26 protein-coding genes are annotated in these 24,483 nt (G+C 35.2%); all 26 read left to right on the top strand.

The features are described from left to right. Positions 1 to 107: 107 nt before the first annotated feature. Positions 108 to 1,298 carry a glycosyltransferase family 1 protein gene (locus NTY12_02965; protein MCX6792963.1) on the top strand — a complete coding sequence of 397 codons (1,191 nt, stop codon included), beginning with the start codon at positions 108 to 110 and terminating at the stop codon, positions 1,296 to 1,298. Further along, positions 1,279 to 3,708, top strand: a complete 2,430-nt coding sequence (locus tag NTY12_02960; protein MCX6792962.1) for a DUF4012 domain-containing protein — start codon at positions 1,279 to 1,281, stop codon at positions 3,706 to 3,708. Before NTY12_02965 ends, NTY12_02960 begins: the two co-directional genes overlap by 20 nt. 27 nt (positions 3,709 to 3,735) lie before the next feature. Beyond that, a complete protein-coding gene (locus NTY12_02955) occupies positions 3,736 to 5,682 on the top strand; it encodes a hypothetical protein (protein MCX6792961.1) in 1,947 nt (648 codons plus the stop codon). A gap of 43 nt (positions 5,683 to 5,725) precedes the next feature. After that, positions 5,726 to 6,154, top strand: coding sequence for a hypothetical protein (locus tag NTY12_02950; protein ID MCX6792960.1), 429 nt, complete (start codon positions 5,726 to 5,728; stop codon positions 6,152 to 6,154). Positions 6,155 to 6,372: 218 nt separating this feature from the next. After that, positions 6,373 to 7,518 (top strand): tRNA guanosine(34) transglycosylase Tgt, encoded by a 1,146-nt coding sequence (tgt, locus tag NTY12_02945; GenBank protein MCX6792959.1) that lies wholly within the window; start codon positions 6,373 to 6,375, stop codon positions 7,516 to 7,518. Positions 7,519 to 7,888: 370 nt separating this feature from the next. Further along, positions 7,889 to 8,473, top strand: coding sequence for a thermonuclease family protein (locus NTY12_02940; GenBank protein ID MCX6792958.1), 585 nt, complete (start codon positions 7,889 to 7,891; stop codon positions 8,471 to 8,473). Positions 8,474 to 8,483: 10 nt separating this feature from the next. Beyond that, a complete protein-coding gene (locus NTY12_02935) occupies positions 8,484 to 10,340 on the top strand; it encodes an alanine--tRNA ligase-related protein (GenBank protein MCX6792957.1) in 1,857 nt (618 codons plus the stop codon). A 24-nt stretch (positions 10,341 to 10,364) separates the two neighbouring features. Beyond that, positions 10,365 to 11,264 carry a hypothetical protein gene (locus tag NTY12_02930; GenBank protein ID MCX6792956.1) on the top strand — a complete coding sequence of 300 codons (900 nt, stop codon included), beginning with the start codon at positions 10,365 to 10,367 and terminating at the stop codon, positions 11,262 to 11,264. 193 nt (positions 11,265 to 11,457) lie between these two features. Beyond that, complete coding sequence (infA, locus tag NTY12_02925) at positions 11,458 to 11,682, top strand: translation initiation factor IF-1 (GenBank protein MCX6792955.1); 225 nt, start codon at positions 11,458 to 11,460, stop codon at positions 11,680 to 11,682. A gap of 10 nt (positions 11,683 to 11,692) precedes the next feature. Then, positions 11,693 to 11,806, top strand: coding sequence for a 50S ribosomal protein L36 (gene rpmJ / locus NTY12_02920; GenBank protein MCX6792954.1), 114 nt, complete (start codon positions 11,693 to 11,695; stop codon positions 11,804 to 11,806). Positions 11,807 to 11,808: 2 nt separating this feature from the next. Then, positions 11,809 to 12,201, top strand: a complete 393-nt coding sequence (gene rpsM, locus NTY12_02915; GenBank protein ID MCX6792953.1) for a 30S ribosomal protein S13 — start codon at positions 11,809 to 11,811, stop codon at positions 12,199 to 12,201. Between the two features lie 247 nt (positions 12,202 to 12,448). Beyond that, complete coding sequence (gene rpsK / locus NTY12_02910) at positions 12,449 to 12,835, top strand: 30S ribosomal protein S11 (protein MCX6792952.1); 387 nt, start codon at positions 12,449 to 12,451, stop codon at positions 12,833 to 12,835. Between the two features lie 12 nt (positions 12,836 to 12,847). Next, positions 12,848 to 13,372, top strand: a complete 525-nt coding sequence (gene rpsD / locus NTY12_02905; GenBank protein MCX6792951.1) for a 30S ribosomal protein S4 — start codon at positions 12,848 to 12,850, stop codon at positions 13,370 to 13,372. Between the two features lie 41 nt (positions 13,373 to 13,413). Then, positions 13,414 to 14,247: a DNA-directed RNA polymerase subunit alpha gene (gene rpoA / locus NTY12_02900; GenBank protein ID MCX6792950.1), complete on the top strand. Its 834-nt coding sequence runs from the start codon at positions 13,414 to 13,416 to the stop codon at positions 14,245 to 14,247. A 6-nt stretch (positions 14,248 to 14,253) separates the two neighbouring features. Next, a complete protein-coding gene (gene rplQ, locus NTY12_02895) occupies positions 14,254 to 14,604 on the top strand; it encodes a 50S ribosomal protein L17 (GenBank protein ID MCX6792949.1) in 351 nt (116 codons plus the stop codon). A 4-nt stretch (positions 14,605 to 14,608) separates the two neighbouring features. Continuing rightward, positions 14,609 to 14,971: a 50S ribosomal protein L13 gene (rplM, locus tag NTY12_02890; GenBank protein MCX6792948.1), complete on the top strand. Its 363-nt coding sequence runs from the start codon at positions 14,609 to 14,611 to the stop codon at positions 14,969 to 14,971. Positions 14,972 to 14,977: 6 nt separating this feature from the next. After that, positions 14,978 to 15,424, top strand: coding sequence for a 30S ribosomal protein S9 (rpsI, locus tag NTY12_02885; protein MCX6792947.1), 447 nt, complete (start codon positions 14,978 to 14,980; stop codon positions 15,422 to 15,424). A gap of 195 nt (positions 15,425 to 15,619) precedes the next feature. Beyond that, positions 15,620 to 16,003, top strand: a complete 384-nt coding sequence (locus NTY12_02880) for a hypothetical protein (protein ID MCX6792946.1) — start codon at positions 15,620 to 15,622, stop codon at positions 16,001 to 16,003. Positions 16,004 to 16,095: 92 nt separating this feature from the next. After that, on the top strand, positions 16,096 to 17,109 hold the full coding sequence (locus NTY12_02875) for an NAD(P)-binding domain-containing protein (protein MCX6792945.1): 1,014 nt from the start codon (positions 16,096 to 16,098) through the stop codon (positions 17,107 to 17,109). 1 nt (position 17,110) lies between these two features. Continuing rightward, a complete protein-coding gene (locus NTY12_02870) occupies positions 17,111 to 18,559 on the top strand; it encodes a flippase (GenBank protein MCX6792944.1) in 1,449 nt (482 codons plus the stop codon). 1 nt (position 18,560) lies between these two features. Then, positions 18,561 to 19,646 (top strand): glycosyltransferase family 4 protein, encoded by a 1,086-nt coding sequence (locus NTY12_02865; GenBank protein ID MCX6792943.1) that lies wholly within the window; start codon positions 18,561 to 18,563, stop codon positions 19,644 to 19,646. Between the two features lies 1 nt (position 19,647). Then, positions 19,648 to 20,343 carry a glycosyltransferase family A protein gene (locus NTY12_02860; protein ID MCX6792942.1) on the top strand — a complete coding sequence of 232 codons (696 nt, stop codon included), beginning with the start codon at positions 19,648 to 19,650 and terminating at the stop codon, positions 20,341 to 20,343. 1 nt (position 20,344) lies between these two features. After that, positions 20,345 to 20,800 (top strand): DUF192 domain-containing protein, encoded by a 456-nt coding sequence (locus NTY12_02855; GenBank protein MCX6792941.1) that lies wholly within the window; start codon positions 20,345 to 20,347, stop codon positions 20,798 to 20,800. Continuing rightward, positions 20,787 to 22,268, top strand: coding sequence for an O-antigen ligase family protein (locus tag NTY12_02850; GenBank protein ID MCX6792940.1), 1,482 nt, complete (start codon positions 20,787 to 20,789; stop codon positions 22,266 to 22,268). Before NTY12_02855 ends, NTY12_02850 begins: the two co-directional genes overlap by 14 nt. Before the next feature lie 126 nt (positions 22,269 to 22,394). Further along, the gene (gene greA, locus NTY12_02845; GenBank protein MCX6792939.1) at positions 22,395 to 22,853 is read left to right on the top strand and encodes a transcription elongation factor GreA; all 459 of its coding nucleotides are present in this window, start codon (positions 22,395 to 22,397) and stop codon (positions 22,851 to 22,853) included. Between the two features lie 131 nt (positions 22,854 to 22,984). Next, positions 22,985 to 24,481 (top strand): lysine--tRNA ligase, encoded by a 1,497-nt coding sequence (gene lysS, locus NTY12_02840; protein MCX6792938.1) that lies wholly within the window; start codon positions 22,985 to 22,987, stop codon positions 24,479 to 24,481. The last annotated feature ends 2 nt before the right edge of the window (positions 24,482 to 24,483 follow it).

Here is a 24,483-nt window from a genome sequence, read left to right as displayed (position 1 = left end):
TTGATTGAAATATCGTTAAGGCTTGAAGTATTTATTATTACTGCTTCAAGCCTTTTTTCTTACACAATTTTTTTTCAGCGTTTATGGTATAATATAATATATCATTTATGAAAAATAACAAACCTCATCGCATTGGAATAGATGCCCGTTTTTATGGTCCTTTAGGCAAGGGCCTTGGTCGTTATACCCAAGAAGTGGTTGATAATGTTCTTAGAATTGATCAGTTAAATGAATATGTTATTTTTCTAGGCAAGGAAAATTTTGACGAATTAGAGATTAAACAAAGCAATGTTAAAAAAGTTTTAGCCGATGTGCGCTGGTATGGTTTAGCCGAACAATTTGTAATGCCATTTTTAATTGCTCGTGAGCGTTTAGATTTAATGCACTTTCCGCATTTTAATGTGCCAGTTTTTTGTCCAACTAAATTTGTTGTGACAATTCATGATTTAATTTTGACAAAATTCCCGACCATGCGGGCTACGACCTTAGGACCAGTTTTATACTTTGTAAAAAATTTATTTTATCGAATAATAATTTCACATGCTGCTTGGCGCGCTAAAAAAATTATTGCCATTTCAGAATTTACTAAACAAGATATAATTGAACAGTTTAAGGTTAAAGCAGAAAAAATTGTTGTGACTTACGAAGGAGCGGCTAACTTAGCTCGCGGCAACGATTCACTTTTTGCGGCAAAACTGGATCCCGATGAAACTCTGTCTGACTATCAAATCGACGAACCTTATTTGCTATATGTTGGCAATGCTTATCCTCATAAAAATCTTGAATCTTTAATTAAAGTTTTTAAAGACATTCATGCTCAGCAAAAAGAAATTAAATTAGTCTTAGTTGGACGCGATGATTATTTTTATTCTCGTCTTAAAGATTATGCTAAAGATCTAGGCCTGTGGTCTTCGGTTGATAATGAAACCTTCAAAACGCCAGTTATTTTTCCTGGCTATGTGCCAGACCAAAAATTAGAAATTCTTTTCAAGCGCGCCCTAGCTTATGTTTTTCCTTCAAAATATGAAGGCTTTGGTTTACCGCCTTTAGAGGCTATGTCACGTGCTTGTCCAGTGGTTAGTTCTGATAAAACTTCTTTACCAGAAATATTAGGCACTGCCGCTTTGTACTTTGATCCTTATGATGAGAAAGACATGACTAATAAGATATTAAAAATTATTAAAGACGATATTTTACGCGAAGATTTAATCGCTAAAGGATTAGAGCAAGTTAAAAAGTACGATTGGTGGGAGTGCGCTAATAAGACCAAAGAAGTTTATGAACAAGCCACCATATAATTACCATGGTATTAATCCTGAAAATGTTATTGACTTAAGACCTAAGCCAAGTCGTTTAACCTTAACTTGGCAAGATCTAACAGCCGTTAGAATCATAACTTTCATCGGTCGTTTAATATTGCGTTTAGTAATTGTAGCTTTTGATCTTTTTTATAGATTAGTAAAATCTTTAGCCGAGTTTTTTGTTGATCTTGTTTTTGGCGTTAAAGACCTGGCTCTGAATTTAAAATATACCGGTGCTGAACAAGGCATAAAACTAAAAAGATTTTTTCTATTTATCTTTAATTTTATATTAATAATTCCTAGGGCAATCGTAAAATTGATTCTAAGAATATTTAATTTATTTAAAAAAACAACAAACCGAGTAGAAATTGGGTTGAAACGTGAGTCAAAAATATTAGCTAAACCAGTCGTCAAACAGAAGCCGAATTTTTCTTGGCAAATTCTTAATTTCGCCGCTTTACTTTGTTTAATTGCTGCGCCATTTTTTCTAGTCACGATTTGGCAAAAATTAGAACCAACTCGTAACTCAATTATAAGTTCGGCTAACGAGGCTTTTGCTGGTTTATTTTCTGCTAAAGATTTAATAGAAAAGAAGAATTTTTCTGGAGCAGAAACTGCTTTTGAGAAAGCAGGGGAGGGCTTTGTTACAGCGCAAACCAACCTAAAAGATATTAATAGTGGCTTATTAGAATTAGCCGGACTTGTGCCTGATAAAAAATTCAAGTTAGCTTCTGAAAGTGAACATTTATTAAAGGCTGGCTCTTTGTCAGCCAGTATTGGAGCTGAACTTGCGGCAGCGGTCGCGCCGGTCGCTAATTCAAATTTAGGTTCATATTTGGATCGTTTCGTAAAACATGCAATTCCAGCAGCTGATGAAGCAGCTGCTTTGTCGGATGAACTTAATAAAATAAAACTAAGTAATCTACCAACTGAATATCAGGAAAAGTTTACTAAACTAAAAAGTCAGGCAGAATTTTTAGCACCATCATTAAGAGAGGCTATTGATTTGTCTCAACAAGCAGCTAGTTTTCTTGGTAAACAAACTGACAAAAGATATTTATTAGTTTTCCAAAACAATTCCGAGAAACGAGCTTCCGGCGGTTTTATCGGTAGTTTCGCAATCGTTGATTTTAGTAAAGGCGAAATGAAAAATTTAACTGTGCCAAAAGGTGGTAGCTATGACACCGAAGCTGGCTTATATACTCGCGTTGTCGCGCCTGAGCCACTATGGTTGTTAAATCCTTTGTGGCATTTTTGGGATGCTAACTGGTGGCCTGATTGGCCAACCACGGCTAAAAAATTAGAATGGTTTTATGAAAAAAGCGATGGTTCAACCGTCGATGGTGTAGTTAGTTTGACTCCAACAGTGATTGAGAATTTATTACGTGTTCATGGCCCAGTCGACATGACAAAAGATTATGGCGTTACAATTACAGCTGATAATTTTTGGGAAACAACGCAAACTTTTTCTGAACAGAAACCAAGTGTGACAAAGGAGCCAAAAAAGATTATTGGTGACTTAATGTCAAAATTAATGGAAGAGTTGCCAAAGAATCTTGACCTAGCTAAAAGCTTGGCTTTAGTTGGTGTCTTGGAACAAAGCTTGAACGAGAAACAGATCCTTTTGTATTTTAATGATTCAACACTTGAGACTTCGGCCAAAGCTTTTGGCTGGGATGGTGCGATTAAAAAAACTGATCATGATTATTTAATGGTAGTCTCATCAAATCTTGGTGGACAAAAAAGCGATCGCGCAATTATAGAAACGCTTAATCATAGCGCAGAAATCTTGCCCGACGGTCAAATTATTGTTAATCTTACTATTACAAGACAGCACACAGCACCGAAAAATCAAACTTTTGTTGGTTTTAGAAATGTTGATTGGTTAAGAGTTTATGTGCCAGAAGATAGTAAGTTAATTTCTGCAACTGGTTGGCGAACACCAGAGCAATCTTACTTTGAAAAACCTGATCCAAAATGGGAACTTGATGTTGATTTAGCTAACGAAAGACAAGCGATAACTGATCCAGCAAGTGGCACAAAAATTTACAAAGAAAATAACAAGACTGTATTTGCTAATTGGACCATGGTTGATCCAGGAGAGACTGCGACGATTGAAATAAAATATCGTTTGCCATTTACTTTAAAAGCTAACGAAGAACCAAAGAATTTAATTGGTAAAATAAAAAAATATATTTTCCCGGACAGCTCGAATAAATTTAGTTTATTAGTTCAGAAACAGCCGGGCGCAAATCAAACGAGTATAGTTTCAAAAATAGTAATTGATCGCGGTTGGAAAACTCTTTGGAAATATCCTGATGACTTACAAGTAAATGAAAGCGGCTGGACACTTAGTCGTTCGCTAAATACTGATTTATACGCCACGGTTTTATTCAACAAAAATTAAATCAAACCATAAAACAAAGCTAAAATTATGCCAAAAAATAAAACGAACAGTAATGTTAAACGTGAACCTTCGCAAGTCGCTCAGTTTGTAGCACGTGATTTGCCGACCGACAATCAATCTAAACGTTTTGATCGTTATTTAAAAAAAGGCTTGGATGAAGGCACGATAGATGAAAGTCTTTCGGAAATTTATCAAGATGATGGAGGCAAAAGAATTAACGTTAAACAAGTTGATATCCAGCCCAAGAAGGGATTTTTTGTTCGTTTGGGTATTATTTTGATTTATGTATTGATAGTGGCAGCCATAACAGCCGGAGCTTATTATTGGTTTATTAGTCGTAATGCAGATTCAACTTCAGTAGATCTTAAAATTTCTGCCCCAGAAAAATTAATTGCTAATCAGGAATTTGAGTATGTGATTGATTATCAAAATAAAGATAAAGTTGCACTAGGCAATCTTGAATTAGCCGTGGTTTATCCCGATAACTTTATTTTTGAATCAAGTTTTCCAACTGCAAGCAATGATAACAATAAGTGGAGCTTAGAAGATTTGCGTCAATTTTCTAGTGGCCAAGTAAAAATTAAGGGACGCTTAATATCTCCGACAGGTTCTTCTAACGTAATGTTTGCTGATTTAACTTATAAGCCAATAAATATTAGTAGCGAGTTTAAGAAATCAACCAGCTTGGATACTGTTTTAGCCGGATCTGGTTTAGATTTAAGCGCCGTGGTTCCTACTAGTATAATGGTTGGGCAAGATTCTGAATTGCTGGTTAAGTTTAAGACAACTGATACTAACTTCTTGGACCATTTTAATATTCGTTTCCCTGCATTAGATAATCTTAGTTTCCCAACAGCTGATTATGGCAAGGATGTCACAGTTGTTAGTCCTGGAGTTTATGCAATCAGTAATTTAACCAACACTGATCAGGAGCTACGCATCAAATTTAAGTTTACTGATAAGAAAAATGACACTGAAGATTTTAAGGTTAATTTTGAATATCAGCCGACAGGTTCAGAGAAAGCTTATTCTTTTGATGAAAAATCTTTCACGGTTGAAGTTGTTAAAAATTCTCTTAACTTAACCGTTGTTGCTAATGGCCAACCGTCTGATCAAGGTATTGATTTTGGTCAAACGATTAATTATTCAATTTCATATGTTAATAAGGGAGAAAAAGTAATGGACGATGTTATTATTATGGCGGTCTTGGATGGCGAAGCGCTTGATTGGCGAAAATTGCTTGATAAAAATGATGGTAGTGTCACTGGTAGAACTATCACTTGGACTAAAGATCAAATTCCAGAATTAAAATCTTTAGCCAAGGATCAAACCGGAAGTATTGATTTCTCAATTCCTGTGCGAGATGTATCTGAAGCTGGCCTAATTAGAACTTATGAAATTAAAAGTTATGCTCAATTTGCTGTCAGTGGTAAGGCTGAAGAACTTTCGCAAACTAATGAGGTTAATCGCTCTAATCAGTTAACTATTAAATTAAACAGTGACACTAAACTTGATGAAGCGGTTCGCTATTTTGATCAAGATAATATTGCTGTCGGAACCGGACCTTTGCCGCCGCAGGTTGGTCAGACTTCAACCTTTAAGATTTATTGGAATCTTTCAAATTCCTTGCACGAGCTCGGAGATATTAAAATTAAAACAAAATTGCCTGACTACGTTGCTTGGGACGGTAAGGATCAAGCTGATGTTGGAACTCTGAGCTATAACCAAGATACTAATGAAGTTACCTGGGATATCGGTCGATTGCCTTTGTCAGCTGCTCACACTCAAGGTCAATTTAGTATTTCTATAAAGCCAAGGGCGACTGATCGAAACAAGTTATTAGTTTTGGTTTCTGGAACCACCTTAACGGGCACTGATAATACAACTAGTTTTCCAATTTCTCAAATCTTAAAAGCACAAACAACTAAGTTAGAAAAAGATGATATTGCTGAAACTGATGGAATTGTGCAATAGTTTTAATGTTGTAATTCTATTATTTATTTGTTAGCATAATTGCATGTCGCTAGATACACACAAAGAATTCATCCAAGAAAGAAGGGCTTACTACAAAACTTTAAGACCAGTATTTTGTCAAGTTCTTCAGGCGATGGTTAACTTTAATTCTAAGGGCTTTTATCATCTTAGATACAATGGGGCGGGCCATGAGAGATTGAAGAAAGAGCAGATATATAGATTAAATTTATTGCCATTGGCAGTTCCTGTGATTAAGAAAGCTGTTAGTATTTTTAAATACGAAGAGAGATATTTGAAGCAAGAAGGAAAGTACGCAAAGTTTTGGGGGTTAAAGGCAAGTGTAGGGAATAATAGTCCAATAGTTACAGTAGTTTTGCGAAAAATAGGAGATGGTGAGATAACTTTTTATAGTATTATGAAGGCTCGAGAAAAGAACAGCGTTTATGAAAAAAATAAAAAAACCGCTTTGTAAGCGGTTCTTTTATGTGCTCATTTTCAGCATTGGAGATTCCTTAGCTGAATAAAGCTTTCGCTTCATGAACACATTATTATTATATACTGTTTTTAGTGAAAAGTCAATCGTTTAATATTAGCATAAAATTAGCACAAAATAGTGGCATTAGGCTCTTTTTCCACAGTTTATAGATAAAGACCCCCCCCTAAAAAGGTTAAAAGAATCATAAATAAAAGATGTTCATATTGAAGAAAACAAATAAATATAATCTAGCCCGCCGTGGTAGTTTAAAAACTCGCCACGGCAGTTTGGAAACGCCTTTTTTTATGCCGGTGGCAACACAGGCGACAATTAAGTTTGCTTCAACTCATGATGTTCGTGAACTTGGTTCACCAATTCTTTTGTCTAATACCTATCATTTAATGTTGAGACCTGGTGAAAAGTATGTTAAAAAGTTTGGTGGTTTGCATAAATTCATGAATTGGGATGGTGCTATTCTGACAGACTCCGGTGGTTTTCAAATTTTCTCATTAGCTGCTGATAGAACTAAAAGCGGTAAAAGCTTAGTTGAATTAAGTAAACAGGGTGTTAAATTTTCTTCATATATTGATGGCTCAAAGCATTATTTAACTCCTGAAAGATCTTTGCAGATTCAAGCTGACTTAGGTGTTGATATCGCCGTTGTCTTAGACGAATGCGTGGCCTTACCTGCTAAACGAAAATATTTAGAACATTCAGTCGATTTAACAACTGAGTGGGCCAAACGCACAAAAATTTACTCAAAAAAGATTAAAAATAATAAACCATTGATTTTTGCGGTTGTTCAGGGTGGTACTGAGAAAGATTTGCGTTTAAAAAGTGCAGCTGAATTAAGCGCGCTTAAATTCGATGGTTATAATATTGGCGGTTTAGCGGTTGGTGAAACTAATGACGAGATGTATAAAGTCCTTGATTACTTAACCGATGCTTTACCAAAGGATAAACCTAGATATTTGATGGGTGTTGGTTATCCAGAAAATATTATTGAAGCCGTTAAGAGGGGAGTTGATATGTTTGATTGTGTTATTCCAACTCGTGAAGGGCGCCACGGTAGACTATTTTCTTTTGATAAAGATACTAGTAAAAAAATTAAACAACTTCTAGCTTCTAAGAAAGTAGCGACAAAAGATTTTTATAAAACAATTACGATCACCAACGCTAAATATGCTAATGATAAAAATTTAATAAATAAAAATTCCAAGATTCCTGAATTACGTAAATTATCTTTAGCTTATTTGCATTATCTATTTCAAATAAATGAACCTTTAGGCAAGAGATTGGCAACTTTAAATAATTTAGAATTCTATCTTGACTTAATGACTGAGATAAGAAAATCGATTTAGTTTGAATAAATAAAAAAGCGCCAGATGATGTTTGTCTGACGCTTTAATAACAATTCGTATCCACGTATAACCGTAGTTAAAGTAACGTGTTTATAAGCCTAGATGTTTCCCGGCAAACAAGCAGTTTACACTCCGAAGAGATTCTTCCTGCAAAAAATTGTTATTCTAGGTAGCTTTAATGGATGATTTGCCCTGATCCCTTTACTTAACCCCATTTTTCAAAACAAAGAATAAAGCTTATTCGATAAGTGACCCCTAGAAATCACCGACCTGTGGAAGGTTCGAAAGAACAATACTAAACTAATATTTTGATATTATTCGCTTTTATAGCTATTGTCAATCGCTTTAAAAAGTGACAATATAATTAGATATGCTACATTTTAGATTACTAAAATTCATCGGATCCCTTATTGTTTTAGGAATTATTGCTGTAATAGTTGTAATTTTTATTTTTAAGCAAAAACCCCTGGCTTTATCAGACTTAGGTAAAAAGGCATTATCTTTAGTGGGACTAGTTTCTGATAAAATAAATACCACGATTCAAGATCAACCCTATCAATATGGAAGCTTTATAAGGGTTGCCAAGGTGCTTGATGGTGAAACTGTTATCTTAGAAAATAATGACAAATTACGTTATATCGGCGTCGATGCTCCTGAGCTTAATAAAACCGAAAAGATTGATTGTTTTTCCCTTGAAGCAGCTAACGAAAATCAGCGTTTAGTTGAAGGTAAAAAAATTAGAATTGAAAAAGATATTTCGGAGCGTGATAAATTCGGTCGTTTACTTGGTTATGTTTATTTAGAAGACGGAACCTTTGTAAATATGGAATTAGTTAAAAATGGTTTTGCCATTGCGGCGCCCTTCGAGCCTGACACAGCTAAAGCTAGTCTATTTAAGGAAATAGAAAAAGAAGCAAAAGCAAATAAATTAGGCCTTTGGGGTAAATGTAAATAATTTTAAAAACATGAATTCATTTGATATTAGACAAAAGTATTTAGAATTTTTTAAGGCTCGAGGACATAATATTATTCCGAGCGCTTCTTTAATTCCTGAAAACGACTCAACATTACTATTTGTTAACTCTGGCATGTTTCCTTTGGTGCCGTATCTACTAGGCGCTAAACACCCAGCTGGTAATTGTGTAGTTGATAGTCAAAAATCTTTTCGCTCAGAAGATATTGATGAAATTGGAGATAACCGGCATCATACTTTTTTTGAAATGTTAGGCAACTGGGCATTAGGTTCAGGCTATTGGAAAAGCGAACAATTAAATTGGTGGTATGAATTTTTAGTTGAGGAAATAAAAATTGACCCAAAAAAACTATTTCAAACAATTTATATTGGTAGTGAAGACGGCAATATCCCACGCGATACCGAGTCGGCTGAGATTATGTTACAGATTTTTGATAAATATGACATTAATGCCGATGAGGCACCTGATTTTGATGCTGACGCCGGACCTAGTGAAGACTTGAAATTGGGCATGAGCAATTATAGGATTTTTGCTTACGAAAAAAAGTGTTGGTGGCAAAGAGGTGATGCGGTTGGTGAATTAGGTGGACCCGACTCAGAAACTTTTTTTGATACTGGCAAGATTCATGATGAAAAATTTGGTAAGTATTGTCATCCTAATTGTGATTGCGGACGTTTTATTGAAATCGGAAATTCAGTTTTCATGCAATATCAAAAAGCGGCTGATGGCTGGAAAGAATTAACCAATAAAAATGTTGACTTTGGTGGGGGATTGGAAAGATTGTGCACAGCAATTCAAGCTAAAAGTGATGCTTTTCAGACTGATTTATTTAGTGATGCAATTAAAAAAATAGAAGAGCTTTCTCTAAAAAAATATGAGGATGATAATAAGGCATTTAGAATTATTGCTGACCACTTGAAAGCGGCGACCTTCATCATGGGTGATGAAAAAGGTGTCGCACCATCAAACACCGATCAGGGTTATATCGTTAGACGCTTAATTAGGCGTGCTCTGCGTTTTGCTAGACTTTTAGGTATAACAGCTGAAGATTGGACGAAAGAAGTGGCTAGTATCTATATCAACTTTTATAAAGAGATTTATCCAGAGCTTAATTTAAATAAGACTTTTATTATTGAACAATTGAGTAAGGAAGAAAAAAAGTTTAGTGCAACCTTAGAAAAAGGAGAGAAAGAGTTTGAAAAACTATCTAGCAATATTTCCGGCGAGCAAGCTTTTGATTTATATCAAAGCTATGGTTTTCCGATTGAAATGACTATTGAATTAGCTAAAGAAAAAAACTTCACGGTTGATGAGCCTGGTTTTTATGAAGAGTTAAAAAAACACCAAGACTTATCACGCACGGCATCAGCTGGCAAATTTAAGGGTGGTTTAGCTGATAGTAGCGTTGAAACAACTCGCTTGCATACAGCCTCACATCTTTTATTAGCTGCTTTACGACGTGTCTTGAATGATCAGGTTTCTCAGAGAGGTAGTAATATTACAGCCGAACGTTTACGTTTTGATTTCCCAAATCCAGATAAATTAACGCCTGAACAGATTATCCAAGTCGAAGATTTGGTTAATGGCGCTATAGAACAAGCCTTACCAGTTCACTTTGAAGAAATGACTTTAGACAAAGCACGAGAGATTGGCGCGACTGGTGTATTTGATTCTAAATATGGAGATAAGGTAAAAGTTTATTTTATAGGTAATCCAGGTGAAGAGTTTAGCAAGGAAATATGCGGCGGCCCCCATGTTGAGAATACCAGTGAATTGCATCACTTTAAAATTACTAAGGAAGAAAGTTCATCCTCTGGCATTAGAAGAATAAAGGCAATCCTCGATTAAAAAATTAAATCATAATATAATTTTATGGCTAAAAATTTTGATCACTTCGAGCAATTGAATAAAGAAAAATTAGTAGTCCCAAGAATTATTTTGAATTTTTTCAGGCATTCAATAAAAGAGCCGCGGGGTAATAAGGAAAATAAAGATGTTCAGCTAACTCAGGAAGGCAGGGAATTGGCTAAATCTAAATTTCACGCCAAAGACAGCTATGCCTTAGCTTTTGCTGATAAAGATGATCGTACCAAAGAAACAGCCCTGTTGATGGCTTTTGGTGGTGATATGGAGACTGATAGTTTAATTGAAACAAGTGAGCAGGTTAATCAAGATCTTAAATATGGCAGCCGTCTAGGACAAGATGATCGATTAGCGTTTAAGAATAGTCATGAAACTGGCTATCATCTTAAATTGCGAGAGTCTTTTGATAGAAAAGAACCATTAAAATTTTTGGTTGAGGAAAGTGATTATATTGCTGAAATGTTAAACGATGAAGGCGGAGCTACTTACTCTCGTATGGCTAGTCAAATTGCTCAGGTTATTGAAAAATATCTCAAGGCCGTTGATAACTGGGAATCTATACTTGAGTCAAAGCCAGAGGAGTATGATTCTTCGACTTTAGAGCGTTTTCTGGGAACTCATAGGGGTTTATGTGAATCATTCGTTGCCAAAGTTATCGAAAAGACCTTGGGCAAGGCAGAGCGAGACGAATTTGTGAAAGTCTTAGATTCGCAGTGCTTTAGTGAAACCGAAGGCTTCTCTGTAGATATCGGAAAATACAATGAAGAAAAGATTGTTTTTATATCTTTTGAAAAGAGATCTAAAACGAACGGAGAAGTTATTTATTCATTTGAAAAGGCAGTTCCGCTGAATATTTTGCAAGAAATTATTGAAGAGGGTAAAAGAGTGAAAGAAGTGTATAATGCTTAGTCTTAAATATTTGGCTAATATTAGTTAATTATTAATTAGATAAATTAAGAGCCTTAAGTCTCTTGACACTATTTTAATTTGCCTCTATAATAGTTCTACACGTAAAAATATTGAAAATTTCTCAATTTTACATTTTCTTAAATAAGAAATTTTGGTAAAAGATTTAACATTTGCCAAAATTTTTGTCGTTTTGATGTCAGAGAACAATTCAAAAGATTTTATTGAAATGGAAGGGGAAGTGTTGGAACTTATGCCAGCCGCTACCTTCAAATTAAAACTGGATAACGGCCATGAAATATTGGCTCATCTATCTGGGAAAATGAGGATGTTTAAAATCCGCATTGCTCCAGGTGACCGCGTTAAGGTTGAGATGAGTCCTTATGATCTAACTAAGGGCCGTATCACTTACCGACTCTAATTTATTTATCATGAAAGTACGAGCTTCTGTTAAGAAAATTTGCAAAGACTGTAAAACAATTCGTCGTAAAGGACGAGTTATGGTTATTTGTAAAACTCCTAAACATAAGCAACGTCAAGGATAACTATGGCAGTACGTATTGCAGGAGTAATGATCCCAAATGAGAAACGCGTTGAAATCGCGTTGACTTATGTTTATGGTATCGGCAGAGTAACTTCTAACAAAGTTTTAGCAGCTGCTAAGATTGATAAAAATACTAGAGTTAAAGATCTTAAAGAAGAAGATGTTAACCGTTTGCGCGTTTTGATTGAAAAAGACATGAAAGTCGAAGGCGACCTAAGACGTGAAGTTTCAGCTAACATTAAGCGCTTGAAAGATATTGGTTCATACCGTGGCTCTCGTCACACTAAACACTTACCAGTTCGTGGTCAGCGTACTAAGACTAATAACCGCACAGTTCGCGGCAACGTTCGTCGTACAGCTACTTCAGGTAAGAAGATGTCAGCCCAAAAGACTTAATTACTAAATGGTTAAGTGGCTAATTGTTAAAAGCTTTAACGATTAACCATTTAGCCATTTTATTACTATGACAGAAGAAAAGAAGACAACTAAAGAAGTTAAGGAAGTTAAAGAAGAGATCATTGACGATGGTACTGCTATTGAAGTTGTACCAGAAACAAAGAATGATTCTGATGCTTCAGGTGCTGAAGAATTACCAGAAGAAATTAAGAAGAAATTAGAAAAACAGAAAGCTGCCCGTACTCCAATGAAAGGTAAGCGTAAGAAAAAGACTGAAAAGAAGCGTGTTAGCTCTGGTAAGGCTTTTGTTCGATCAACTTACAACAACACTGTTATTACCCTGACTGATAATGATGGAAACGTTTTATCTTGGGCTAATGCAGGTTTGGCTGGTTTCAAAGGACCAAAGAAAGCTACTCCATACGCCGCTCAGATTATTACTCGTATTGCAGTTGATAAAGCTAAGGAAGAATATGGTCTATCAGAAGTTAAAGTTTTTGTTAAAGGTGTTGGTACTGGCCGCGAATCAGCTGTCAGAGCTTTGAATGCCAATGGTTTAAACATTACTTACATTAAAGATATTACTCCTTTACCACACAATGGTTGCCGCTCACGCAAACCGCGTCGCGTTTAAGTTAAAGATTTTATGTCTCCATTAGCAAAACAACAGAGCTCAGCTCGACCAAAGAAGCAAAGTACTTACGGTCTTCAATTACGCGAAAAGCAGAAGACTAAGGAAATGTATGGTTTGCGCGAAAAACAATTTAAACTAACCTACCTAAAAGGACAAAAGAAAAGCAGTGATGCTGGTGAAAGTTTATTGCGTCTTTTAGAAATGCGTTTAGATAATGTTATTTACCGTTTTGGTTTAGCTATTACCCGCGCTCAAGCTCGTCAAATGGTAAGCCATGCTCAGTTTTTAGTTAATGACCAAAAAGTAAACATTCCTTCTTACCAAGTAAAGCCTAATGATGTTATTGCTGTTCGTAAGAATAAGAAAGAAAAGAAAACTTTTGTAAATCTTGAAGAAAGATTAAAGAAAGCCAATATTCCTGGTTGGTTAAATTTCGATCCAAAGGAAATGTCAGGTAAGATTCTTGGTGAACCAAAGAAAGAAGATTTAGATCAATCTATCAACAGTCAGTTGATCGTTGAATTCTATTCCCGTTAATTTTGATATTAAAGCCCTTTGGGCCTGCTATTTTAAGCCATATGCAACACATAATCGCTTTACCTAAGAAGATATCATTCGTCCCTGGTGACGTATTAAATCAAGGCCAAGTTATCGTTGAGCCATTAGCCCCTGGCTATGGAACAACTGTTGGTAATGCTTTGCGTCGTGTTCTCTTAGCTTCTTTGCCTGGTATTGCCGTGATTGGAGCCAAGATTGAAGGTGCTAGTCATGAATTTATGGCTATTCCAAATGTTAAAGAAGACGTTTTGGAAATCATGCTTAATTTAAAAAAGATCCGTTTTAAACTTGATGAAGGTGTCGATGAAGTTCGTTTAACACTATCAGCTTTTGGTGAAAAGGAAGTCACTGCTAAAGATGTTGAAAAGCAAGCTGGTGTTCAAGTTGTCAATCCAGATTTAGTTATTGCCCATATCACCGATATGAGCGGAAAGTTAAATATGGAGATTTTTGTACGCCGCGGATTTGGCTATGAAACAATTGAAAGCCGTGAAGAAGGTAAGAAAGAACTTGGTTACATTGAAATTGATTCAATTTTTTCACCAGTTCTACATGTCTCATTAGCTATTCAAAACGTTCGTGTTGGTAAAATGGTCAACTGGGAAAAATTAGTACTTGATATGGAAACTGACGGAACTGTTTCTTTTGAAGATGCTTTCCGTTATGCTAACGACACTTTGATTGATCAATTTACAGGTTTGAAAGAAATTAGCAATAATCCAGTAGCTGACCTTACAGAAGAAGTTGCTGAACCTGCCGAAGCTATGACTGAGGAAGTTGCTGCTGAAGAAGTGGTTGCTGATGAAACTGAAGAAGCTCCAGTTGCTAAAGTTAAAAAGAGTAAAAAAATATAACACATTATGCGTCACCGTAATAAAGGAAAAATTTTAGATCGTAAGAAAGCTCCTCGAGAGATGATGCTTCGTAACCTCGCGGCTAGCGTTTTAATGTACGAAAAAGTTAAAACAACTGAAGCCAAGGCCAAGACAGTTCGTTCCTTGGTTGAGCATTTGATTACAGTTTCTAAAGCCGGTGATTTGGCTGCTCGTCGTCAATTGATCAGTACTTTGCCTCAGCCTTTAGCTGTTAAGAAAGCTATGGATGTTTTAGGTGAGCGTTATAAGACACGTAAAGGTGGTTACACCAGAATTGTTAAGTTAGGTTCACGTGTTGGAGACGGCGCTAGCGTCGTTCAAATTGAATTAGTATAAATATATGCCTAGACCAGCTATTAATCGCGACAGAATAAAGATTGACGCCACTGATCAGACCATGGGTCGTTTGGCAAGTAAAATTGCCACATTATTGCGTGGTAAACATAAGGTTACTTTTGAACCACATATTGATGGCGGTGATATTGTTGAAGTTTCAAATGTCTCAAAGGTAAAGTTCTCAGGAAAGAAAATGGAACAAAAAGTTTATCATCATTATTCTGGTTACCCAGGTGGTTTGAAGACAAGAAAGATAGCTGACATTTTTAAAAATAAACCAGATGAAATTTTGCGCCGCGCGGTTCATGAAATGTTGCCTGACAACAGGTTGCGTCCCGCTATGATTAAGCGTTTGATTATCAAATAAACGACTATGACTGAAGTTAAGACTAAAACTGTAGTTAAGAAAGTGAAGGCTGACGCACCAGCTGGAACTTACATCCAAACAATTGGTAAGCGTAAAACAGCTTCTGCGCGTGTTCGCTTATTTAAGGGTGGCAAAGGAGTTATTACTGTTAATGGTGCTCCAATGGCTGAATATTTCAAGACTCCACTAATGCAGATGATTATTCAAGATCCTTTAAAGGGAACTTCTTTAGAAGGTCAATTTGATATTACAGCTATGGTTTGTGGTGGTGGAAAGCAAGGTCAAGCTGAAGCTCTTCGTCATGGTATTGCTCGCGCTTTATTAGTACTTGATGTTGAATTGCGTCCAGTATTAAAAGCTCAACGCTGGTTAACTCGTGATGCTCGTAAGAAAGAAAGAAAGAAACCAGGTTTGAAAAAAGCTCGCAAAGCCCCACAGTGGAGCAAGCGTTAATTTAAATTATTTCAAAAGACCCTCTATTTTAGAGGGTCTTTTTGTATTGACAAAAATATAATAGAATGGTATTGTCTTGTATCAACAAGTTCTTTGAAAGACGGATTTTGAATAATGGTATATAGGTTTTTCTAATCTCTTAAATTTTAGGAGCTTAAAATAACTTATATATTTGTTAATTTAAAATCATTAATAATGAAAAGATTAATTTATAATTTAATTTACAACATTTTGGTTGTAATATTAGCCGTATCATTTATCGGTGTCATTGATAAACCTTCACCGCTCATGGTATATCTCGTGTTAACTGTATTAGTACTGGCTATATTCGCGATTCTTAGGAAACTTTATCATTTTATCTTTGTAAAAGACAGGTGGTTGTTCGTTAAGTTAGCTTCGGATATTGAAAAATATTTGTGGGGCGTGACTAATAACTTATATTATAACAGTCTACATTTAACAATAGAGGAGCTAAGGAAGGCTGCTAATGATAAAAATGAAAGAAAAATTAATGAAAGGCACAAAGAGGGACAAAAAAATAAAGCCCTCAGAGAGCATATAGAAAAATGTAATAGATAATCGAATTTTGATAATGTGTTATTACGGCAGAACAGTGATTCTGCCGTTTTTTATTGCTAAATAAGCCTTAAAAATGATACTATTAAGCTATTATGCCAGTAGTATTTGTCTATGGATTAGGCGCTTTTGGGTATGCCATCCTTAAGCATTTAGATCGTCACAAACGGTCTTCTTATGTTATAGCCGGCTATGATCGTGATAAAAAGGTCATGGATTCTTTACGTAAAAAAAGAAGTCATCCTCGTCATCAACTTGATCAATCTATTTCTAAACAAGTCCTTTTGCCTGAATCTCCGTCTGACATTTTTGACAAGGCTGATATTTTGATTTTAGCAGTAACAGCTAATGCGATTCCTGAGATTGTAAGAATTCTTAGTAAGACAAAACGCTCTAGAAAAAAACTTATTGTAATAAACGCGGCTAAGGCACTGGACGCCAAAACCGGTAGTAGATTAGAGTTGATTATTAAAAAGCATCTTAAACATACTCATTCATACGTTTATTTTGCCGGCGGTACAATTGCTGATGATTTGTATAATTCTCATCCTTTAGGCGCTACGATTGCTTCCTACAATAAGCCAGCCTTAAAAGTAACCGAGGATTTATTAGCTTCACCGAATTTACGTTTATATAAAACATCCGATGTAAGCGGCGCTGAATACTGCGGGGCTTTTAAAAATATTGTGTCTATCTTTGCCGGATTGGTTTCAGGCTTAGGTTGGCCGTATGGCTCAGAGACATTTTTTATTTCACGTTTTAGTCGCGAGGTTGAACGTTTTGTAGTCAAAGAATTGCGTGGGCACCTAGATACTTTTAGCATGGATAGCCAATGTTGGGGTAATGATTTATGGATGAGTTGTACTGGCAAAACTAGAAATAGGGAATTCGGCTACTTGGTTGGCAAAGGCATGACAGTTAATCAAGCTAAAGCCGATATGGCTAAGCGAAATAGAACCGTTGAAGGTCTAACCTCTATTTCGATTTTAAAAAAGTTGTGCAAAGATTTTTCGTCTTATCCGTTTTTACTAGCTATGCAAGAGATTGTTCTTAAGAATAAAAAGCCAAAGAAGATTATAGAAAGCTTAATTGAATCACGCACTATTTAATATGGCCAACATTGCAAAAAATACTTCATATTTTACACTCGCTTTGGTATTACAAAAAATAATATCATTAACTTATTTTACGATTTACGCGCGAGCTTTAGGACCAGCTGATTTGGGTCAGTACTATTTTGCTTTGTCTATTACTTCAATCTTTTCAATTTTTATTGATCTTGGTTTAAGTAATGTTGTTACACGCGAAGTTGCTAAATATCCTGAAAAAGCTAGATCAATTTTAGCGAGCACTATAGCTGTAAAATTACCATTAGCTATATTAACTGTTTTAGCTGTTGTGGCTTGGTCTTTTGCTTGGGGCTACAGTCCAATTATTAAGCAATTGATTTACATTTCATCTCTTGCCATGGTGTTTGATAGTTTTACTGGTATTTTTTATTCAGTGTCCCGAGGTTTTCATAATTTAAAATTTGAGAGTATTTCTTCAATTATATTCCAGCTGATTATTTTAGTTTTGAGTTTAGTAATTTTAGATAGAGGTGGATCAATTAATTATTTGATGGCAGCTTTACTAATCGCCAGTATTTTCAATTTTGTTTATTCTTTTTCGGTTATAAAACTGTTTTGGAAATTATCAGTTACTCCAATTTGGGATAAGCCGCTTATAAAGAAGTTATTTTCCATGGCTCTGCCATTTGGTCTCTTTGTTATTGTTCAACGTTTCTATACTTACTTTGATTCAGTTTTATTATTTAAGCTAGCAGGGGATAAAGCTGTTGGTTTGTATCAAGTCCCGTTCAAAATAATCGTGGCTTTGCAATTTCTACCGATGGCTTTTGTAGCTTCGCTATATCCAGTGTTGAGTACTTATTGGCATAGTAACCGAGAAAAATTAGCCTTAGCTTTCGAAAAAGCTATTACTTATTGTTTACTTTTAGCTATTCCAGTTAGTCTTGGTTCATTTGCTATGGCTGATAAAATAGTTTTGCTATTTAAAGAACAATATTCTGAAACCGGTCTGCTGCTAAGAATTTCTATGATGGCGGCGCCGTTCATGTTTTTAGGTTTTCCGGTTGGTTCAATGTTAAATGCCTGCGACCGTCAGAAAAGAAATACTATTAACATGACAATTACCGCCATTGTAAGCGCTGTTTTAAATCTTGTTTTAATTCCTCGTTACGGCGTGCTTGGTGCTTGTATAACAACTTTAGTGACCAGTATTTTAATGTTGGTTTTAGGTTGGGTTGTTATTCCACAAATTACAAAACTACATTGGCGCGCAATTTTATGGTCATTGTTTAAGATCTTGGCTGCTGGTTTAACTATGCTTTTAGTTGTTGAATTAATTAAGAGTCATCTAAATCCATTTATTACGATTGCAATTGCTGGTTTAGTCTATGTTGTAGCGGTTTATGTTTTCCGTGCTGTGACGCGAGATGATATTAAGGGTTTTATTTTATCAATCAAAGGCAAGGACGGTGAAGAACTAATTGATTAATATGAAGACTATTTTAGCAGCACTTGAATTTCCGCCGGCTTTTGGTGGAGTAGAAAATTACTATCAAAATCTGGCTAATTTTTGGCCAGATGAATTTATTGTACTTGATAATAGTGAAAATAAATTGCTTAGTAAAAATGCTTTAACACTAAAATGGTTAAAAGGCTTTTTTACAATACTCTCAACCGCAAAAAAGGCTCAGCCTGATTGGGTTATTGTTGGCGAAATTTTACCAATTGGCACGGCTACTTATTTGGCTTCTTTTTTTGCTTCTTTTAAGTATGCTGTTTTTCTTCATGGTTTGGATTTCTCTATGGCAACAAAATCTGCCTGGAAAAAGTTTATCACTAAAAAAATATTAAAACGTGCTAAATTAATTCTTTGTGCTAACAGTAAAACCGCCGAACTAGTTAATGCTTTTATTGGCGCTAACTCTAAAGTAAAGATTGTTAATCCAGGTATAAATCCACAGCTACCACTTATTAGACCAGAATTAGTGTCAGGTTTAAGAAATAATTATGGTTTAGCTGGCAATAAGGTTTTAATTAGCATCGGACGTTTAGTTAAAAGAAAAGGCGTTAGCGATGTCTTAGCTGTTTTACCAGAAATTTTATTAGAGCAAGAAAATATTCGCTATATTATTATTGGCAATGGACCAGAAGAAAATAATATTAAAAAATTATTAGCTGATCCAGCGCTAAAGAGTAGAGTGTTTCTGTTAAGTAATGTTTCTGAAGAAGAGAAATGGGCTTGGTTAGAGTTAAGCGATATCTTTGTTTTGCCGACAAGTGAAATCAATGGCGACTACGAAGGCTTTGGTATTGTTTATCTTGAAGCCAATCTATTTTCCAAGCCTGTTATTGCCACCAGAAGCGGCGGTGTGGCGGATGCGGTTGTTGATGGGCTAAATGGACGTTTGATTGAAGCAGGGGATGCTATGGCCCTAAAACAAGCCATTATAGAGCTAACTAATAATCGAGAGTTATGTTCTAAGCTTGGACAGCAAGGTAAGACACGAGCACTCAAAGACTTTGCTTGGTCAGACAAGGTTAAAACAATTTATGAATTATTAAAAGAAAATATTTAATATGATTTCAATTATTATTCCAGTTCATAATCAAGCTGATAAGATCGGCGCTTGTCTGAAAAGTATCCTTACTCAAACTTACAAAGAGTGGGAATTGATTGTGGTTAATGATGGTTCAACCGACAATATAGAAAAAGTGCTCGATAAATGGTCTAATAATTTTTTTGGTAAAAACTTCCAATTTTTTTCGAAAGAGAATGAAGGCTCACAAATTACACGTAACTATGGTTTTACTAAATCTAGTGGCGAGTATGTTATATTCTGTGACGCTGATATTATCATGGAGCCTTATATGTTAGAAAAAATGATAGACACTTTAAAAGCAAACCCTGAGGCAAGTTTTGCTTATAGTTCATTTAACTATGGTACAAAATTATTTAAGCTTTTTCCTTACAGTGAGGATCGTTTGAAAAAAATGCCTTTTATTCACACCAGCTCATTAATTAGGCGCCAAGATTTTCCTAACTTTGATCCAGCTATTAAACGTTTGCAAGATTGGGACTTATGGTTAACGATGATGGAAAATAATAAAAAGGGTGTCTTCATTGACAAGCCTTTATTCACAGCACAAATTGGAGGCGGACACTTTAGTAGTTGGCTACCATCAATTACTTATAAAATTTTGCCATTCTTACCAGCTGTGAAAAAATATAAGTTAGCAGTTAGTAAAATAAAAGAAAAACATAATTTATTATAAAATGTTTTTACGAGTTTTTATTATTGTGACTGTAATATTTTCTGTTCTTAGTCTGTTTTTTGTTAAAACAAATAATTCATTTGATTCGAGAAATTCTGTAGCAGCTACAATTAACCAAGTGCCATTGAGGCTAGAGCTAGCTACTAACGAACAACAATGGTTTGATGGTCTAAGCCGTCGTTCAAGTCTTTGTGATAATTGCGGCATGCTATTTGTTTTTCCAGAATCAAAGCTGCAAACTTTTGTAATGAGAGAAATGAATTTCCCGCTTGATATGGTTTGGTTAAATGATAAAAAAATAATTGGTTATAATGAAAATTTGCGACCTGAGACAACTGAACCTTATACACTTTATAAATCTCCAGCTGAGGTTAATTATGTTTTAGAGATTAATGCTGGTTTTGTTAAAAAACACAATATTAAAATAGACGATCAATTAATCTATGAAAAAAATTAATAACAAAAATTTATTCTTTTTAGTTCTAGGCGCTATTGCAATATGTGAAGTAATTTCTTTCACTGGATTTTTTATTCCGCAGGTAGTTAATATTTTTACGGCTTTAGTTATTTTAGCCACGCTTTTTATAACCTTGAAAAAACCAGCTTATGGATTCTTGATTTTATTGGCTGAGCTTTTAGTTGGTTCTCAGGGTTATTTATTATGGATAGGTGAAACTGGTAATCATATTTCTTTGCGCATTGCTTTATGGATTATTGTCATGGTGATTTGGTTTGTTAAAGAGATTGAGCGCTATGTAAAAGAAAAAGACTTAGTTAAAAATTGGATTAGTTTATCGGTTTATTTTCCATTTTTGCTTCTGCTCATAGCATTAATCGTCGCTACGGTTAATGGCTTTTTATTTCATAATGATAGTAATTTAATTTTTATTGAAGCCAAACGTTGGCTATATATTTTAACTATAATTCCTTTACTTTTGACATTGAGAGAAAAGGGAATGCGTCAAGATTTTTCAATCGTTATTGCTGCGGCTTGTACTTGGCTAGCCTTAAAAACACTTTTACTACTTTATATTTTTTCTCATGGTTTAGTTGTTTCAGAAGTTATTTACGCTTGGACAAGAGCTGATTTATTAGGCGAGATTACGACTTTAGCTAATGGCTTTTCCCGTGTTTTCTTGCAATCTCAAGTTTTTGCCGTACCGGCTTTTATCTTTTCTGCAGTGATTTTTTTAAAAACTTTAATCAACAAAAATTGGAAAATTACTAAATCAGTTGTTGGCTACGCTATAGCTTCAGCTTTATTTTTATCAGTTATCATTATTAGTTTGTCTCGTAGTTTTTGGTTTGGTTTAGCGGTGGGTGCTTTAGTTATTCTATTTACTATTTTTGCAGTATTTAGACCTAACATTAAACAATGTCTAAAAGCTATGTTGGCTTTAGCCGCGGTTGCTTTAACAACAATTGTGATTTTGTTTATTACTTTAGAATTTCCATTTCCTAAACCACTGTTTGGTTTTAATGCTTCTTTATTGTCTGATAGAGCTAACGCGAACGACGCCGCGGCGGATTCACGTTGGGCACTTTTGCCAGTCATGAATCAGGCAATTTTTAAGCACCCAATTATGGGTTATGGTTTAGGTAAAACTTTAACTTATAAATCAAGTGATCCACGTGTTGTTAAATCCTCAACTAATGGAACTTACACGACCAATGCATTTGAATGGGGTTGGTTAGACATCTGGCTTAAACTTGGCAGCCTGGGAATGCTGGCCTATCTTTGGTTTTTGTTAAGTATCATGAAGCAAGCCATTCTTAAAATTAAAACTAATCCTTATAAATCAGTAGCTAGTATTGGCGCAATGTTTGCTTTAATAGCTTTAAATATTTTTACGCCATACCTTAATCATCCTTTAGGTTTTGCTTATTTAGCTATTATTATGGTTAATTTGTCCATGGAGGAGTAGGGGGTATTGCCTAGTTTTCAATTTTGTTGTATATTTGTTTTTATACTTACTCCACAAATAGCTGGAGTTTACTCCTATATTAGTAGGAGAGACCCAAAAATATAAGTTGGGTTTATAAATAATTTTATGGGAGAACAGCAAATAATTTCCGAAGAAGGTTTTCAAAAACTACAAGAAGAACTTCATCAACTTTGTACTACTAAACGTCGAGAAATTGCCGATCGAATTGAAAAGGCAAAAGAGCTTGGCGACTTAAGTGAGAACGCTGAATATTCAGATGCTAAGGAAGCGCAGGCATTTAACGAAGGTCGCGTCTCTGAAATAACCAGTCTTTTAAAGAACATCACAGTAGTTAAAACTCATGGTAAGAATGAAATTGGTATGGGTTCAAAAATTACAGTTGAAGCTCATGGCAAAGAAAAGGAATTTACAATTGTAAGCTTTAATGAAGCTGACCCTTTGTCTGGTAAAGTTTCTAATGAATCACCAATGGGCCTAGCTTTCTTAAATAAGAAAACCGGTGATATGGTCACAGTTCATACACCTAAAGGAGATATTAAATATAAAATAACCCATATTAGTTAATTAACTATTATTGGTCTTAAGACTCTATTTTGCGACTTGCAAAATAGAGTCTTTTGTTTTGTAGTATTTTAGCCTAAAAACTTTGACTTAAGCCTGTTTTTAATATAAAATTGAGTACATATTCAAATACTATGAGTGAAATTAAAGTTAGTGAACGATCAGATAGACTAGCCAAGTTAGAAGCTTTACGAAAGCTAGGCCTTGATCCATACCCAGCTAAGACTAACCGCGATCATATGATCGGCGCTATTTTAGTTGATTTTAATGATTTTGAAGCTTCAAAAAAAGTTGTTACTTTAGCTGGTCGTCTTCGCAGCTCAAGAGGTCATGGCAATTTAAGTTTTGCCGACCTAGAAGATGACAGCGGCCGCTTACAGCTTGTTTTTTCTAAACAAGAGGTTGGTGCTGAACAGTATAAACTTTTTGAAAAATATATTGATGTTGGTGATTTTATAGAGGTTCAAGGTACGGCTTTTACGACCAAGGCTGGTCAACAGAGTTTGGCTGTGACTGAATGGAAAATTTTAACTAAAGCTTTAAGACCATTGCCAGATAAGTGGCATGGCCTAGAAGATAAAGAGGAAAAATTGCGCAAACGTTATTTAGATATTCTAACTAACGATGAACTTAAAGACACAATCAGAAAGCGTTCTCGTTTTTGGTCATCAATGCGCGAATTTTTAATGGCGCGTGACTTCTTAGAAGTTGAAACTCCGGTTTTAGAAACCACCACTGGCGGAGCTGATGCTCGTCCTTTTGTTACTCATCACAATGCACTTGATATTGATGTTTTTCTTCGTATCTCAGCTGGAGAATTATGGCAGAAGCGTTTAATGGTTGCTGGCTTTGATAAAACATTTGAAATTGGCAGACAATTTAGAAACGAAGGTATGAGTGCTGAGCATTTGCAAGATTATACGCAAATGGAATTTTATTGGGGTTATGCTGACTATACTAAGGGCATGGAGCTTGTTACAGAATTATACCGTCATGTTGCTAAAGAAACTTTTGGTAAACTAAAGTTTGATATTAATGGTTTTGAAGTTGATTTAGCGCGTGAATGGGAAATTTATGATTTTACTTCAATTATTAAAGAAAAAACTAAAGTTGATATAACAAAAACTGATTTGAAAGAAATTGAGGAGACTTTAAAAAAATTAAAAATTGATTACGACAAGAAAGGATTTAATATCACCAGAGGCATTGATAATCTTTGGAAGTATTGTCGTAAGTCTTTAGGTGGTCCAGGTTTCTTGGTTAATGTACCGGTTGTAATGGAACCTTTAGCTAAAAGACAGGTTGAGAATCCAAACTTTGTTCAACGCTTCCAAGTAATTATTGCTGGCTCTGAATTAGGTAAAGGTTATAGCGAGCTTAATGATCCGATTGATCAAGCTGGACGCTTTGCTGATCAACAAGAATTGCGTGAAGCAGGGGATGATGAAGCACAAATGTTTGATAAAGATTTTGTTGAAGCACTTGAATACGGTATGCCACCAACTTGTGGTTTTGGTATTTCTGAACGTTTGTTCTCATTCTTGTGTGGCAAACCAATAAGAGAATGTCAGATTTTTCCTTTATTAAGACCAAAGGACCAGCCCTCCGCTGAAGCTGCGGACGGTAAATAAAA

Source organism: Candidatus Falkowbacteria bacterium (assembly GCA_026396835.1).
Lineage (GTDB): Bacteria > Patescibacteriota > Patescibacteriia > Patescibacteriales > Patescibacteriaceae > Patescibacterium.
Note: the sequence above shows the minus strand (reverse complement) of the source record. Positions and strands in the feature narration are given on the sequence as shown.